The following is a 16,331-nucleotide window of genomic DNA, read 5'->3' as shown; positions in this document are numbered from 1 at the left end:
ATCTCCCGTCAGAACTGGAAGTAGAGGAAGGGCGAGACCGATTGCTCGGAAAGCCGGGCGACCGTGACCACGAGAAGCAGGCTCATGGCGATCGGATAGGCGAGCGAGGGGCGGGCGACGGCGATGCCGTTGCCGGTCACCTCGAAGCCGTGCGCTTCCGCCGAGATTTCGGCATCGGTCAGCTTCTTGAAATAGGGCTCGCCGCAGACTGCGAGGATCGCCAGGACCAGGAAGAGAATGTTTTCGCGGGTGACGTTGGCCAGGAATTCGATGCCGGGCGCGATCCCGTTCAGACCAAGCATGCCGCCATAGACCGTAAACGCTCCCTCGACACTTGCCGCCCGGAACATTACCCAGCCGATCAGTACCAGCAGCAGGGTGAACGGCAGGGAAATCAGGCGCGGCGGTGCCTTCTTGGCCCAGCCGGTGTAGCGTTCGACCGCCAGCCAGCCACCGTGCCAGGCACCCCAGATAACGTAGGTCCAAGCAGCACCATGCCAGAGGCCACCCAGCAGCATCACCAGGAAGAGGTTCACATAGGTGCGGGCGGAGCCTTTGCGATTGCCGCCGAGCGGGATGTAGAGATAGTCGCGCAGCCAGGTAGAGAGGCTGATGTGCCAGCGCTGCCAGAATTCGGTGATCGACAGGCTGAGATAGGGCGTGTTGAAATTCTGCTTGAAGCGGAAGCCCATCATAAGCGCCAGACCGATCGCCATGTCGGAATAGCCGGAGAAGTCGAAATAGAGCTGCAGCATGTAGGCGATGGCGCCGAGCCAGGATTCGACGGCCGTCGGATTGGCCATTGAGAAGGCCTGATCAGCAATCGGGGCGACTGTGTCGGCGATCAGCACCTTCTTGGCGAGACCGATGGTGAAGATGTAGAGGCCGGACGTGAAGATCGGCAGCGAATGCTCGCGCTTGATGAACTGGTCGGTCAGGTCGCGGAAGCGCAGCACCGGGCCGGCGATCATGTGCGGGAAGAGGGCCATGAAGGCGGCGAAGTCGACGAAGCTGCGCGTTGCCGGCGTATCCTTGCGGTAGACGTCGACGATGTAGCCGATGGCGTGAAAGACGTAGAAGGATACGCCGATCGGCAGGATCAGTTGCCAGTGGTAACCGAGCTCTTCCGGCGTCGTGCCGATCAGAGCCGCGAAACTGTCCATGAAGAAGTTCAGGTACTTGAAGATGCCGAGCACGATCAGGCAGCCGATGACGCCGATGACGAGCGTCGTCTTGGCGCGGGCCTGGCCTTCCCATCGATCGATCAACAGGCCGCAGCCATAGGCCCAGGCTGTGACGGCGATGAAAAGCAGCAGGAAGTCGGCGCGCCACCAGCAGTAGAAGATGTAGGAGCCGATGAGGATCGTCCATGACCGCAGGCGTTCCGGCGTCAGGTAATAGGCCGACAGGAACAAGGGTAAAAAGAGGAAGAGGAAAGTCTCGGAGGAGAAGACCATGAACTAGCTCCCAGTCTTGCAGTCGGGCCGGGACGCGCGCCCGGTTGTCGACGTTGCGTTGGGGTGGATGGTGAAAGCTTGTGGCGCACCCTCGGGCGAGGAGGACATGCGGAGAAGTTCCGGCACGTAACTGGCGAATTCGCCGTCGAGCAGGATGGGTGACTGGCCGGCGAAATCATTGGCATTCAGCGCCACTTCGCTGGCGGAACCGCCATAGAGGCCGGATTTGTTGGCCGAGAAGGCGTTGTCTGCCACGGATATCAGCGAGTCTTTCTGCTGGTCGATGACCGAGATACCCGCGCCGGCATTGGCGATCAGATCGTTGCCGGAGAGGCTGAGCGCATCGCTTGCCCGGATCTTGATGCCGACCTGGGCATTGGAAACAATGACATTGTGGGAGATGTCGATGCAGGCGCTGCGCACGACGGAGACGCCCCCGCGGCCGTTGCCCGAGAGAAGGTTCGACTCGATGGTCACATCGCTGGTTTCATTCGCAACAAAGATGCCGCTGCCGCGATTGTTGAGAACCACATTGCCGATGATCTCGACGTCAGAGGTGCGGTTCTGCACGTCGATAGCCTGCGCCATTTTGGTGCCCATCATCACATTGCCGAGGATCTGGCTGTTCGTGACACCGCTCATGGCGATGGCTGGCCCCAGCATGTCCTGGAAACGATTGCCGACGATGGCGATGTCGCGGGCATTTTCGAGGCTCATGGAGTTTAGCCCGACGAAGCTACTGTCGCTGAAGCTTGAGCGCATCTTCGCGGGGTAAAGCGCCGCTCCGATGATAGAAAGACCGCTTGTTACGCCTGTCTCGCCATAGCCGAGATTGGAGAAGCGCGCTTCGCGGGCCTGAACAGCGCCGGTCATCGCCGTTGCGAGAAAGGGCCGGAATTCGGGCAGGATGGTATTCTTCTCCGGGGTCGAGCTCAGGCTTGCCCGGTCGATGGTGAAGAGCCCGGAATTTAGCACGAATGCGCCTTCGCCGGTAGACAGTTCCAGTTGCTGACCTTCGCTCAGAACGAGACCAGCATCAGACCAGATGACGATCGGCCAATGTGCGATAAAGGCATCACCCCGCCGCTCGATGGCGCCCGGATGCTGTTCGGCGGCCAGCTTCGCCAGTTCATCGAGCGACATGGCGCCACCGCGAATGAAGAGCGCAGGCGCTGCTCCGTTCGCGATCGCCTTGTGGGCATTTGGGGCAAACTTGCCCCCGGTCTGCAGGCGCAATTGCGCCAGCATGAAATCAACCGGTATCGTGTGCAGCGTCGGCTTTCCCGCGAGGGTGTCGAAGGTCGGAGCCTGCCATTGCCTCTTGGCGCCGATGCCGGCCAGACGACCATTCAGAAGCGAACTCGCGTCTGACTTGCGGGCATCCGGATCGGCCAGACGACGACCGATCGCGCCCACCGTCTCGTTGAGACGCGCGAGATCCGCGTGCCCGATGCTTTCGGCGCGGGCGCCGACAGCGGTCGACGCCATCATGAGCGCCAGGAGAATGGGAAGGCCCTTTCGCATCGGTTTTCCTCAGCTATGGACGAGTTGCAGAGCGACCGGAGCGTCGACGGTTTCCTCGGCGACCTCGCAAACCACTTCGACCAGCTGCATTTCGACTTCCGGGCCGCAATAGATGACGGCGTTATGGCCTGCGGCGACTTCGAAATTGTCACCCACACGCAGGGGCCGGGTCACAGCGCCGGTCTTCAGCAGTCCAGAACCGGCGGTAACCGTTACCATGCGGTGCGCCACCGGGTTTTCGGTCATGGGAAGCATGGTGCCGGGACGCAGGGTCATCATCCGCAGCTCATAGCCGGGGCCGCTCTGGACGCGGCGAACTTCGCCCCAGGACATCTGGTTGCGCATGTGCTGTGCGAGCTCGCGGCGTTTGATCGTTTCGAGCTTCTTGACGATCTGCTTGACCTGCTGAGCCTTGTCACGGGTGGTGATCAGAAGCGCGTCATCGGTATCGACAACGACCACGTCGTCCATGCCCACGACCGCGACCAGCTTGCCGGAGGCGCGGACATAGGAATTGCGGGTGTCGATGCTGATCACGTCGCCGCTCAGCACGTTGCCCTCGTCATCCTTCTCGGCAATGTGGTGCAGCGCGTTCCATGCTCCGACATCGCTCCAGGCAACAAGCAGTGGCGCGATCACGGTGCGCGGGGAGTGTTCGAACACGATGGATTCGGTCGGCAGATTGGCTGCCGGGATCAGCGCCTCGGCATTCAGATAGATGGCGTATTCCGACTGGCGGGCGAGCTCCAGCGAGGACTTGACCGCATCATAGGTGGTCGGGTCGAGACGCTTGAATTCCTCGATAAGCACATCGGCCCTGAAGAGGCTGATGCCAGAGGCCCAATAGGCACCGCCGGCATCAATCAACGCGGTCGCGACTTCGACCGGTGGTTTTTCGATGAAGCTCGAGACCTTGCGGGCGCAGGTCAGCTCTTCCAGTTCGCCACCGTCGACGATGTAGCCGTAGCCGGTTTCCGGATATTCCGGGGGGACGCCGAAGAGCACGATATGGCCTTGCTCTGCCGCCTTGCGGGCAGCCAGGACGTTGGCCGGCAGGTCACCCTTGACGATGTGGTCAGAGGGGATGACGCAGATCAGCGAGGCCGGATCGGTCTTGGCGAGCGTCAGCGCTGCCGCAAGAACGGCGGGGCCGGTGTTGCGGGAGATCGGCTCCGCAATGACGCGCGCCGAGCATTTGATATCGTCCAGCTGCTGCAGGACGGTCGCGACATGGGCGCTGCTGACAGCAACGATCGGGTCGGCGAAACCGGGGGCGCGGTGGCGTTCGACGGTGGCGTGGAAAAACGTCGTTTCCGAATTGCCGTCGATGCGCTGGAACTGCTTGGGATGCTCCGTCCGCGAAAGAGGCCATAACCTCGTGCCGATGCCGCCGCAGAGAATGAGTGGGTGAACGTCTTGCATGGCTGCTCCTGAAAACTCGTTGGAGTGATTGCGGATAGTCTGCCTCGACGGGCCGATCAGTTTGTCGACTTGGTGTCGAACCACTGAGCGACCTTCTGCCTTACGGCGAAGATGTGCTTGTTGATGATGCGGACTGAGACCGGCGCACCGATGGCCGCCTCACCGAGATCGGCCTGGGGGGCGATCAGGGCTCTGACCTCACCCTGGTTGCCGACCGGCTTCAGTGCCTGAGCGTCACGGGCGAGCGTGCCGAAAGCCACCTGGCCGTCAGCAAGGCTGAGTTCGGCGATGTCGCCGGCGACCAGCTGTTTTGCCTGCTCTGAGGTCACGACGGCCTGAACCACCGGAGCGGTTGCCCGGTCGATGATTTCGACGATGGTGTCGCCGGCCATGACCGTCGAGCCTTCACCGGCATTCATCGGCAGTACCTTGCAGTCGCAGGGCATATTGATGCTGAGTGTGGTGCCCGAGATCGACTGCAGCGTGTAGAGAACTTCGCCGCGCTTGGCGCCGAGGTTGAGATAGGAGATCTGGCCGCTCGCTACGGCTCGAAGGGCCTGGCCTCCGGTGGAGAGGACGGCCAGTTGCTGCACTTCCTTGGAAAAGACCCGTTCGTAGACCAGCTTGGCGGCAACGACAGCGAGCGTCAGGCTGAGCGCGACTGTCGCTACCACCTTCACCGTGCGGCCGATGAAGTTGCCCAAGGTGGCTGGGCCGGTCTGCTTTTTGCCACCTGCGACGGCTGCCCGTTCGCGCAGGCTGATGATGCCGTCGAGCGAGGTGATGTCGCCCGCGATGTAGCTGTTCAAAAGGTAGCGGAGCGTCGGCAGATGCTCGCCGGTTGGTTCCAGGAAATCGAGGCGCAATTCGCCGGTTTCCGCATGGGTGCGATTGATGCGGACATCGACTTGCAGGGAGACGGTATAGCCGTCGAAATCGAAACGAAGGACAGCGATACGTTCCTTCCCCTCAAGCTCGGGGCCGGCCAGGCCGGAGACCGTAGCCGAGACAAGCGAGATGCTCTGGCCGCTGAAATGACGCCCGTCGATGATGGCGGCGAAGGGAATATTGGTCTTCGGGTGCTCGGTTCCATTGTCCAGCAGGACCGGGAAATTGCTGGGCTGCTGCGCAAGAGGCTTGGAAGCGGGGTCGCGGGCGGCTTTCGTATCGATGTCCATGATCTCGATCTTTCGCGGTTAGATGATATTGCCGACATAGGCCACGCCGAGGATGAGCCATCCGAGGGCAAGGCAGTGCATGTAGGTGGAGCTGAGGGCGCGCCAGCGCTGGCCGACGGGGACGGGCTTGCCGGCACCGGAAGTGGTCTGGCGAGTCCATTTCTGGCGGTCGAGGCGGAAGAGGATGAAGCTTTTGACCACGGCCCCGCCGACCTGGCTGAAATAGAGCAGGAAGGGGAAGGTGACGGGGAAGCTGCGGCCGCGGAACGCCATGATGATGGTGCAGAAGCTGTAGCGGGTGAACATGACCCAGGCGAAGTAGATGGGCAGGATCCAGGGGCTGACGAAGGCGGCGGCGAGCAGGATGCTGGCGGGACCTGCAAGCGTCGTCCAGATGGACAGCGCCTGGTCGAAGACGGACCACCAGGTGAAGTAGCCGATCTGCGAGGCGGGCAGGGCAAGCGCCCGGCCATTGGTGCGTAGCATGTTGCCGAACCAGCGGGTCATCAACACGATCGCCGAACCGAAGAAGCTGGGGTAAGGCTGCGTCTCGATCGACAGCGTGCAGAGATCCGGCAGATAGAGCATCTTGTAGCCGCGCTGCAGAAGCCAGAACCAGGTCGACTTGTCATCGCCGGTGAGGAAGTTCACCCGGCCGAGACGCCAATGGTCGATGAAGTCGTGGCGCACGAGCTCGACGAAGCCGGGGTCGGTGGCAAGGCTGGCACGGAAAATCGACATGCGGCCCGTCAGGGTCAGAACGCGCTCGCTCAGCGACATCGACGACATCATGACGTGGCGCTGGGAGAAGCGCAGGTCAAACCAGTCGCGGAACAGGCGTCCCCCTTGCGTGTCGCTAAGCTCGTCCGTGGTCACGGCGCCGACGCTGGGATCGGTGAAGAAAGGCAAGCTGCGGTCGACAACATCGATCGGCACGCAGCTGTCTCCATCGACGAAGACGACGATATCATTGCGACCTGGGTTCAGCTTGGCGATCGAGCGCAAGGAGGTTGCCAGCGCATCGCGCTTGCCGGTGCCTGCGATCTTGTCGATCTTCAGGCCGACCATGGCATTGCTGCCGGGATGGCGAGCGGCAACCGATTCCATCACCCGGCGGATAAGCCGGGCATCGGCTTCGTCGACAATCGAAGCGACGATGGTCGCTCCGCCAGCTGCGTTGTAGGCGGCCTCGAAAATGGAGCGGTAGACGCGCGTCGAGATTTCCGGGGCGATCTTGTAGGTCGTCACGAGGAAATAGGCGTGATCCTTGAGGCCGCGAGCGGTATAGGCCTCGGCTGCGAGACGCCGCCGCCGGGGATAGGCGAAGTTGAGGAAATAGGCGGCCCGCGCCAGGTTGATCCCGGCCCAGGCATAACGCCAGGCTCCAATAAGACCAACGGTGATCAGAGTACCGGAAACCGCGTTGACGGTCGGATGCGGCACGCTGAGTGCGAGGATCGTCATGGACAGGAGATAGATGACGTGGGCCAGCATCGGGGCGCTCCTTACCAGCAAATACCCTGGTAGGTTCCCGACGAGCGGATGCCGGGGCTGATGCGCAGAAGGTCGACCATGGGGATCGTGTCGCTCGACTTCTGCAAGGCCGGCATGGCTTCGGCATAGTGATTGCCGACCAGGATCACGTCAGAGGTGTCGATCAGGTCGTTCAGCTCCTCGACCAGGCGGTTCTTCAGGTCGATTGCGGTATCATTACCGCGCCCGGCGCCACTCATGCCCTCTGCATAGGCCTGCTGAACGAAGGGGTCGTAGATCTTGAGATCGTAACCTTTGTCGATCAGGCGCGATGCGAGGCTTGCGAGCGGGCTCTCGCGCAGGTCGTCCGTGCCGGTCTTGAAGCTGATGCCGACCATGCCGATCGTCTGGCCGCCCATCTGGGAGACCATGGTTTCGGCGCGGTCGATCTGGGCTTCGTTGGCTTCGAGAACCGCGTCGAGCAGCGCGCTTTCGACATGGGCTTCCTTGGCCAGGTGGCGAAGCGCACGCACGTCCTTGGGGAGGCACGAGCCGCCGAAGGCGAAGCCCGGGCGCATGAAGTAGGGGGAGATGTTGACCTTGAGGTCCGAGCACAGGATCTTCATCACCTGCTGGCCGTCAACGCCACAAGCCTTGGCGATATTGCCGATCTCGTTGGCAAAGGTCACTTTGACCGCGCGCCAGGAGTTGCTGGTGTATTTGATCATCTCGGCGGTCGCGAGCGGTACAGAGTGGCAGACGCAGGGAAGACCCGAGTTGATCTCGTGCAGTATAGCGTCCGTCTTTTCATCGATTGCACCGAAGACGATCAGGCCCGGATCGTAGTAATCTTCGATCGCTGTGCTTTCGCGCAGGAATTCCGGGTAGTAACCCACGCCGAAGTCTTTCCCGGCGATCATGCCTGTTGCAGCTTCCAGCGCGGGGATGCAGACCTTGTCCATGGTGCCCGGTACGATGGTGGATCGGACCACTACGGAGTGGAAGCCGTCCTTGCGGGCGATTGCCGCGCCGATGGCTTCGCACGCCTTGATCACATAGGTCAGGCCAACGGAACCGTCTGGAGCGCTTGGCGTGCCGACGCAGACGAAGGACAAATCGGTCGCAGCGATGGCCTCATCGATGTCGAGCGTGGCGCGAAGCTTGCCGCTTGCCACCGTCATCTCGATCAGTGGCTCCAGGCCTTTCTCAACGATGGGCGTCTTGCCGCGATTGATCGTGTCGACCTTTGCGGGGTCGATATCAACAGCCACTACTTCATGTCCGTCCTTTGCCAGGCAGGCGGCTGCCACCACGCCGACATATCCGATTCCGAAAACGCTGATCCTAGCCATTTCTGCCTCTTGTCCTGGAGGCAGGCCCGCTCACGGACCCGCCTTTGGTTAACACCTGTTAATGTCGGCGCTAGGATTGGCAGGTCTCGGTCCGAGATCAAAGTCAGGAAAACTGGAGTGATGTCAGGATTTTTCCTGACAAAGTCAGCAAATTGTCAGAATGCATAAATATTAGAATTTAGCCCAAAAAATAAGCCGCGATCGATTGACCGCGGCTCCTGTAGTATAAATGTCATATATATTAATGCTGAAGCCAACCAACGCTCATGGCGTAGCTAACTATATCTGATCTCGTCCGCAGATCGAGTTTTTTTGTGGCTCTATATTTGTATGTCTCAACCGTCTTGGCGCTCAGCTGGATGTCGGCTGCAATCTCCTTCATTGCTTTGCCGAGCGCCACATGGCGGAGGACGAATTCCTCCTTCATGGACAGTTTGCGCGAGCCGGTGGCGAGAGCGTTCGGCGGCGGATCCGAGATGGCAAGCACTGCTTCATCGATGACCACGTCCCCGGCATGTACGCTCTTGATGGCCCTCAATAGCCGGGGGCTTGCGACCGACTTCGTGACTACACCACTGTAGCCGCGGGTTACATAGCTCTCGCCTGGAAGTGAATCGCGGATGTCGCAATAGGCGATCAGCTTAGCCCGCGCCCGCAGATCCTGCAGTTGCATCTCGCAGTCTTCCAGCGTCCGATCCAGATGAACGGGGTCTGCCACGATGACGTCGGGTTCAAGCCGCTTGACGGCGTCTTGCAGTCGTTGGTCCCGATTGGTCAAGGCGAGTGCCGCCAGTTGCCGTGTCGAGTTGACGAGGAAATTCAGCCCATCGACCAAGACGGGATTTTCGTCCAACACTAGAACCCGGATTTTGCCAGTGTTCTCCATTGCAGCTCCAATCTTCCGACAATGCCACAAATTCTCTGAAACGCTCTTAGCCTCAGCGTGAGGTTTGTCGTTCACTAGCTTGTGACCCGATGTTCCGAGAGAACGCCTGAGGTGTCAAGATGTTGCGCCGCCGCGAAAATTCTAGGCAAATTGTTGTTGTGCAGCATTTTTGGGCCACGTCGTGCATCACAATCGATTGAAAAGCTGAAGTGCGAACAACATCTTGCCAACCGATTTCTCGGCCGTGCAAAACGTGTTCTATCTCGCATTTTCAACCCTGAGTACCCATAAACAGTCTCAAATTGAACCATTTCTCTCGGCTCTGGGATGAAAATCAAAGGACTTGGGGATGACAATTCGGCCTGTGGACGGAGCGGAAGTCGCAGCAAATATGGCGACAATATGGTGCGTTGCTGCGGCTGCCTGCGGTCTTTCGTCATACTGCTACCCCTTTGATGATGTGGCGAACACATCGACTTAAGCCGGTGGTCCTCAAGAGGAACGTTACCGGTGTTATCGGGCAGAAATGCAGCAGCGACATTTATGTCGCAATATGAACGGCGGGCTCTGCCGGCCGAAGATCGCTCCTAGGCTCGGCATCCAACCAATTGGCGACGGTAAAGTTCCACCGCTTCGGCGCTGTTCACGCAGCCGTTTCGATGGGTGTATATGTTCGGTTGCTCAGAGGGCCTGATTTGCTGGCGAGACCGGGCGCTACTAGGGCGAGGACGTCATCGGCATAATCGGACGCGTTGGTAACCGCCTTCTGGACGTTACGGCCAGGAAGGTCATCAAGGCGGCGTAGGGGGCGGCTGAGGTCGAACATTTCGCGGAAGGCCGCTCTTTCGGCAATCGGCGTGTCGAGAACATGGATTTCCTGCTGCGTCAGCAGGCGTTTCACCGCCTGCATCGATCGTGTGGTAATCATTGGGTTGACCCGGGACAGGACGACGGAGTGGGGTATGCAGATCCCGGCTTTGCGGTCGAGATAGCGCAGCATGTCGAGGACCTGTGCGCCACCTTGGGCGTCCATGCTCGAGCCCTGGATCGGGACGAGGACGTGGTCCGACAGCCCGACGGCAGACGCGAGGAGCGGCGATTGGATGCCAGGCAGGTCGACGATGACGAAGTCCCACTGACTGCGGCGCTCGTGGATGATTTTGTGGATCGTCGACGTGGAGACGTAGGTCTCGATCGTGAAATTGGGAAGCAGCGATGCGCCTTCATACCAGCGCGAGAACCAACGTTGCGGATCGGCGTCGATGACGCAGACCCGGTATTTGCGATGAAGGAGTTCGGTCACAAGAAGAAGCGCTGCTGTCGTCTTGCCGGCGCCGCCCTTGGTATTGGCGAAGGTGATAACTGCCATCGACTGGTCCTGCTGCGTGAAGATCGAGCTCGAATTGCTCTCCCGGGCACAGGCATCGTGCGTCTGCAGAAATAGCTAAATAAGGTTAACGAGCTATTACGATATTTTTGGGAGGCGCGTTGCGAAACGTCAGAAGCCATGCACCGCAAGCTTAGAAGACCAATCGCCGCCGCGCTGTTTACGGTTGCTAAGGTCAGCGGGTCTTCAAGGACCATGAAGCAGTTCATGTTGCGGTGCACAACATATAATAGTACTTTTGATCTTTACAGGCTGCAAACTCTTGCCTATGCATAATGACAGACACCGTGGAGGCGGTGTCTTTCTTAGGGAGGACATCATGAATATTGTACGCAAGCTCGTGCTCAGCGCGAGCGTGATTGCTCTTAGCTGCACTGCTGTAATGGCTAAGGATCTGACCGTGGGCTTTTCGCAGATCGGTTCTGAATCCGGTTGGCGCGCGGCTGAAACATCCGTCACCAAGCTGGAGGCCGAAAAGCGCGGCATCACGCTTAAGTTTGCCGACGCGCAGCAGAAGCAGGAAAACCAGATCAAGGCAATCCGCGGCTTCATCGCTCAGGGCGTTGACGCCATCCTCGTTGCCCCCGTCGTCGCAACCGGCTGGGAAGACGTTCTGACGGAAGCCAAGGAAGCCAAGATCCCGGTCATTCTGCTCGACCGCGGCGTTGACGCCCCGCAGGATCTCTACCTGACTTCGGTCGCATCCGACCAGGTCAAGGAAGGCCGTGTTGCCGGCGAGTGGCTGGTCAAGACGGTTGGCGAAAAGCCGTGCAAGGTGGTCGAGCTGCAGGGTACCGTCGGTTCGACGCCTGCGATCAATCGCAAGAAGGGCTTTGAAGAAGCCATAGCCGGCAAGGCAAACATCACCATTGCCCGCAGCCAGACCGGTGACTTCACCCGCGCGAAGGGCAAGGAGGTCATGGAAGGCTTCCTGAAGGCCGAAAACGGCGGCAAGGACATCTGCGCGATGTATGCCCACAACGACGACATGGCCGTCGGTGGCATCCAGGCGATCAAGGATGCCGGTCTGCAGCCGGGCAAGGACATTCTCGTCGTTTCGATCGACGCGGTTCCGGATATCTTCGCCGCCATGGTTGCCGGTGAAGCTAACGCGACTGTCGAACTGACGCCGAACATGGCTGGTCCTGCCTTCGATGCGCTCGACGCCTATCTCAAGGACGGCAAGGAGCCCGAGAAGTTCATCATCACGGAATCCAAGCTGTACACCCCTGCCGACAATCCGCAGGGTGAATACGACAACCGCAAGGGCCTCGGTTACTAAGGTAACCCTCCCGGAGCGACCCCGTCATTTTGTGGTGGCGGGGTCGTTGCCGCTTCCTCCGGACCGCGTTCGGAGATAGCTTCGCGGGAGAGGGGAAAGAGGCATATGACCGACAATCCATCCATCGTGCTCGCAGCTGCGGGCATAGTCAAAACGTTTGGCAATCATACCGCACTGGACAAGGTCGACATCGCGTTTCATCGCGGTGAGATACACGCTCTGCTCGGTGAAAACGGTGCCGGTAAATCCACGCTCATCAAGATCCTCACCGGCGCCTATATTCCGGACGGTGGAACCATCATGGTCGATGGCGAAGCGGTCAATTTCACCACGCCCCAGCAGGCCCAGACACTTGGCATTGGCACGGTTTATCAGGAGGTCAATCTCCTGCCGAACATGACAGTGGTCGATAATCTTTTCATCGGTCGGCAGCCGACCAATCGCTTTGGCCTCGTCGACAAGCGTCGAATGGAGCGCGAATCCCGCGACATCCTGTCCACCTACGGTTTGGATATCGACGTGCGGGCCGAGCTCTCGACGTTCTCCGTGGCCGTGCAGCAGATCATTGCGATCGCGCGGGCAGTGGAATTGTCAGGCAAGGTGCTCATTCTCGACGAGCCGACCGCCAGCCTTGACCGGTCCGAGGTCGAGAAACTTTTCGGCATCGTCCGGCAGCTCCGGGACCGGGGCCTCGCCATCGTCTTCATCACCCATTTCCTCGATCAGGTTTTCGAGCTTTCCGACCGGGTGACCGTCTTGCGCAACGGCAAACTCGTCGGCACCGAATCCATCGCGTCGCTTGATCGCACGAGCCTGGTCCGCATGATGCTCGGCAAGGATCTTGCTTTCCACCATCCCGACGTGCTCGGCGAAGAGGCGGAAGTCGGCGAAACGCTGATGCAGTTCAACGGTTTTGGCCTGACCAACACGGTCCGGCCATTCGACCTCAAGATTCATCGTGGCGAAGTTGTCGGCGTCGCCGGTCTCTTGGGCTCCGGTCGCACCGAAATGGCGCGGTTGATGTTCGGCATCGACCAAGCCGACAGCGGAGCGCTCGAGATAGACGGCAAGTCCCGCCAGGTGCGCAACCCGCGCGAAGCCGTCGAGCTTGGTTTCGGCTTCTGCCCCGAAGACCGCAAGATCGATGGGATCTTCGGTGATCTCTCGGTGCGCGAGAATATCGTGATCGCCATGCAGGCCCGGCTCGGCTGGTTCAAGGCGCTCAACCGCGACGAACAGCTGGAGATCGCCGGCAATTTCATCGAGGCACTCGATATCCGCACGGCCTCGGCCGAGCTGCCGGTCAAGCTGTTGTCCGGCGGCAACCAGCAGAAGGTGATCCTTGCCCGATGGCTCGCCACCGACCCGCGTTTCCTGATCCTTGATGAGCCGACCCGCGGTATCGATGTGGGCGCGCATGCCGAAATCGTCCGCATGATCAGCCGGCTTCGCGAAGACGGACTGGCGCTCGTGGTCATTTCGTCCGAACTCGACGAGATCGTCAGCTATTCCTCGCGCGTCGTTGTTATGCGCGATCGTCAGATGGTTGCCGAGCTGCATGGCGCCGACATAACGCCTGGAGTCATCGTCCAGACCATTGCCGCCCAACCGGCGGAGGCCGAAGCATGAAGAGACTGCATCTTTCCCGCATCATTTCCCCACAGCTGCTGGCGCTCGCCGGCGTGCTGTTCTTCAACTGGCTCGTTTTCCCGGGGTTCTTTGACGTTACCTGGAAGGACGGCCGGCTGTTCGGCAGCCTGATTGACGTGATTAATCGTGGTGCACCGGTGGCGATCCTGGCGATCGGCATGACGGCGATCATCGCGACCAAGGGTGTCGACCTCTCCGTCGGCGCCGTCATGGCGGTCGCGGGTGCGGTTGCCGCGACCTGCGCGGTCGCCGGCCAGCCCCTGATCGTGACGTTGTTTGCTGCTCTTTCCTTCGGGCTGATCTGCGGATTGTGGAATGGCCTGCTCGTCGCCTATCTCGGCATCCAGCCCTTCGTCGCCACGCTCGTACTGATGGTGGCGGGGCGCGGGGTGGCGCAGCTGATCACCGAAGGATCAATCGTCACCTTCTCCGATCCGCCTCTGATCTTCGTCGGCACCGGCAACCTTCTCGGTCTGCCCATGCCGGCTGTCATTGCCATCGTGCTGATGATCATGGCCCATCTCGTTATGCGGCGTACGGCCATCGGCCTCTTCATCGAGGCGATCGGCACCAATCTTTCGGCGGCCAATTATACCGGGTTGCGCAGCAAGGTGGTGATCCTGTCCATCTATGCCTTTGGCGGCTTCTGCGCTGCGACGGCCGGCATTATCGCTGCGGCCGACATTCGGGGCGCAGACGCCAATAATGCCGGTCTGTGGCTCGAACTCGACGCCATTCTTGCGGTCGTCATCGGCGGCACTTCTCTGCTCGGCGGGCGCTTCTCGATCCCGATGTCGGTACTTGGCGCGATCATCATTCAGGCGATGAACACAGGCGTGCTCGTCTCGGGCTTTCCGCCGGAATTCAACCTGATCGTCAAGGCCGGCATGATCATCATTATCCTGGTGCTCCAATCCGCCCGCATCGCTCAGGTGCTTGGCCGCAAATTCGGTCCGCGACAGGGATTGAGCCAGACGACCGTACAGACTTCGGGGCAGACACGATGAATCCGCGTTACAGGCCGCTTGCCGCCACCACCGTCATCTTCATCATCGCCTATGCCATCTGCATCTTCCAGTATCCCGGCATGTGGTCGACCCGCGTGTTCGGCAATTTTCTGACCGACAACGCCTTTCTCGGGATTGCAGCCGTTGGAGCGACCTTCGTCATCCTGTCCGGAGGTATCGACCTGTCGGTCGGTGCGGTCATCGGGTTGATGGGCGTCATCACGGCGATCCTGATCTCCTGGTTCGGTATGCATCCGCTGGCGGTCTTTGCCATCGTGCTGGTGCTTGCCGCCCTGTTTGGCGCCAGCATGGGGGCCGTCATCCACTTCCTGCAGGTGCCGCCCTTCATCGTGACGTTGGCTGGCATGTTCCTGGCACGCGGCCTAGCCTCGGTGCTGACCCAGGATTCGATCCCGATCGACCATGAGTTCTATCGCACGATCTCCAGCCTTTATTACAAGCTGCCGGGTGGTGGGCGCCTCAGCGCCATCGGCCTCCTGATGCTCGGCACCTTCCTCGTCTTCGGCCTGATCGCCCACAAGACGCGCTTCGGATCCTATGTCTATGCGCTGGGTGGCAATGCGACGTCCGCCTCGCTGATGGGTGTGCCGACTGGACGCGTCACCATCGCGATCTATGCGCTCTCGTCCTTCCTCGGTGGCCTCTCAGGCATCGTCTATTCGCTCTATACGTCGGCCGGGTACCCGCTGGCGGCTGTTGGTATCGAACTTGACTCGATTGCAGCCGTGGTGATAGGCGGAACCCTGTTGACAGGCGGTTACGGGTTCATCTTCGGAACCCTGATCGGGGTCATGCTGCAGGGCCTCGTCCAGACCTACATCGTCTTCGACGGTACGCTCTCCAGCTGGTGGACCAAAATCGCCATCGGGTTCCTGCTGTTCATGTTCATCCTTCTCCAGAAGCTGGTCTTCAACGCACAGACCGGGCGGCCCCGCCTGAAGAAGGGCCCTGCATGAGTGAGCCGGGGAGCCTTCTTCGCTCCCTGTCCGGGCGGTCGACGGCGCGTAACTTCCATTCGCATGTGATCAATGAAATCGGGGCCGGGGTGATCTCCGGCCGCTATCCGATCGGGACCACACTGCCGAACGATGCCGAACTGATGGCCGATTTCGAGGTGTCGCGCACGGTGCTGCGCGAGGCGCTGAAGACGCTGGAAGCCAAGGGGCTGCTTGAGGCCAGGCCGAAAGTGGGCACCAAGGTCGCCAAGAAAAGCCGCTGGAACCTTTATGATCCGCAGGTGCTGGCCTGGCATCTGGATGCGCCGCCGGATGCCGAATTTCTCTCGGGCCTGCACGAAGTACGCCGTTCGCTTGAGCCGATTGCGGCCGCCGAAGTTGCGCGGCGGCGGACTGCAGACCAGATCCGTCTCATGCTCTACTGGATCCGGCAGATGGAAACGTCGTTGACCTCGCCGCAGAACTTTGCGCTCGCCGACTTCGAATTGCATCGCATCGTCGCCGACGCTGCACACAATCCTTTTATCCGGGCGCTCTACGGCGTCATCGAACTTGCGCATGCCTTCGCCTATCAGCGGCTGGTGGATACGCCGGAGGAAGAGGTGCTCGTCGCGATTCTGGACAAGCACAAGATGCTGGTGGAACGGATCGAATATGGAGACGAGGCTGGAACACGTACGGCCATGCTGGAGACGATCGAGCATGACCGGCAGATCGCGCTTCGCAGTTAACCTGA

At 60.3% G+C, this 16,331-nt stretch carries 13 protein-coding genes; 5 read left to right on the top strand and 8 right to left on the bottom strand.

The genetic code is table 11. The features are described from left to right. Positions 1-8 precede the first annotated feature (8 nt). The 8 genes from FJQ55_RS18595 to FJQ55_RS18560 form a co-directional block, all read right to left on the bottom strand. Complete coding sequence (locus FJQ55_RS18595) at positions 9-1,457, bottom strand: MBOAT family O-acyltransferase (RefSeq protein WP_140830702.1); 1,449 nt, start codon at positions 1,455-1,457, stop codon at positions 9-11. Between the two features lie 3 nt (positions 1,458-1,460). Beyond that, positions 1,461-2,981 carry a right-handed parallel beta-helix repeat-containing protein gene (locus tag FJQ55_RS18590; protein ID WP_140830700.1) on the bottom strand — a complete coding sequence of 507 codons (1,521 nt, stop codon included), beginning with the start codon at positions 2,979-2,981 and terminating at the stop codon, positions 1,461-1,463. 9 nt (positions 2,982-2,990) lie between these two features. Further along, on the bottom strand, positions 2,991-4,403 hold the full coding sequence (locus FJQ55_RS18585) for a mannose-1-phosphate guanylyltransferase (RefSeq protein ID WP_140830699.1): 1,413 nt from the start codon (positions 4,401-4,403) through the stop codon (positions 2,991-2,993). A 56-nt stretch (positions 4,404-4,459) separates the two neighbouring features. Beyond that, a complete protein-coding gene (locus FJQ55_RS18580) occupies positions 4,460-5,581 on the bottom strand; it encodes an HlyD family secretion protein (protein WP_140830697.1) in 1,122 nt (373 codons plus the stop codon). An 18-nt stretch (positions 5,582-5,599) separates the two neighbouring features. Then, a complete protein-coding gene (locus FJQ55_RS18575; protein ID WP_140830695.1) occupies positions 5,600-7,075 on the bottom strand; it encodes a glycosyltransferase in 1,476 nt (491 codons plus the stop codon). A gap of 11 nt (positions 7,076-7,086) precedes the next feature. Continuing rightward, the gene (locus tag FJQ55_RS18570; protein WP_140830693.1) at positions 7,087-8,406 is read right to left on the bottom strand and encodes a nucleotide sugar dehydrogenase; all 1,320 of its coding nucleotides are present in this window, start codon (positions 8,404-8,406) and stop codon (positions 7,087-7,089) included. Positions 8,407-8,647: 241 nt separating this feature from the next. Then, a complete protein-coding gene (locus tag FJQ55_RS18565) occupies positions 8,648-9,292 on the bottom strand; it encodes a helix-turn-helix transcriptional regulator (RefSeq protein ID WP_140830691.1) in 645 nt (214 codons plus the stop codon). A 643-nt stretch (positions 9,293-9,935) separates the two neighbouring features. Further along, positions 9,936-10,661, bottom strand: a complete 726-nt coding sequence (locus FJQ55_RS18560) for a ParA family protein (RefSeq protein WP_140830688.1) — start codon at positions 10,659-10,661, stop codon at positions 9,936-9,938. Between the two features lie 337 nt (positions 10,662-10,998). Between FJQ55_RS18560 and ytfQ the strand changes: the two genes are divergently transcribed. The 5 genes from ytfQ to FJQ55_RS18535 all read left to right on the top strand — a co-directional run bounded on the left by ytfQ (position 10,999) and on the right by FJQ55_RS18535 (position 16,326). Beyond that, the gene (gene ytfQ, locus FJQ55_RS18555) at positions 10,999-11,961 is read left to right on the top strand and encodes a galactofuranose ABC transporter, galactofuranose-binding protein YtfQ (protein WP_140830686.1); all 963 of its coding nucleotides are present in this window, start codon (positions 10,999-11,001) and stop codon (positions 11,959-11,961) included. Positions 11,962-12,066: 105 nt separating this feature from the next. Continuing rightward, positions 12,067-13,590, top strand: coding sequence for a sugar ABC transporter ATP-binding protein (locus FJQ55_RS18550; RefSeq protein WP_140830683.1), 1,524 nt, complete (start codon positions 12,067-12,069; stop codon positions 13,588-13,590). Continuing rightward, positions 13,587-14,618, top strand: coding sequence for an ABC transporter permease (locus FJQ55_RS18545; protein WP_140830680.1), 1,032 nt, complete (start codon positions 13,587-13,589; stop codon positions 14,616-14,618). Before FJQ55_RS18550 ends, FJQ55_RS18545 begins: the two co-directional genes overlap by 4 nt. After that, a complete protein-coding gene (gene yjfF, locus FJQ55_RS18540; protein ID WP_140830678.1) occupies positions 14,615-15,595 on the top strand; it encodes a galactofuranose ABC transporter, permease protein YjfF in 981 nt (326 codons plus the stop codon). Before FJQ55_RS18545 ends, yjfF begins: the two co-directional genes overlap by 4 nt. Then, complete coding sequence (locus FJQ55_RS18535) at positions 15,592-16,326, top strand: FadR/GntR family transcriptional regulator (protein ID WP_140830675.1); 735 nt, start codon at positions 15,592-15,594, stop codon at positions 16,324-16,326. Before yjfF ends, FJQ55_RS18535 begins: the two co-directional genes overlap by 4 nt. The last annotated feature ends 5 nt before the right edge of the window (positions 16,327-16,331 follow it).

Source organism: Rhizobium glycinendophyticum (assembly GCF_006443685.1).
GTDB lineage: Bacteria > Pseudomonadota > Alphaproteobacteria > Rhizobiales > Rhizobiaceae > Allorhizobium > Allorhizobium glycinendophyticum.
Note: the sequence above shows the minus strand (reverse complement) of the source record. Positions and strands in the feature narration are given on the sequence as shown.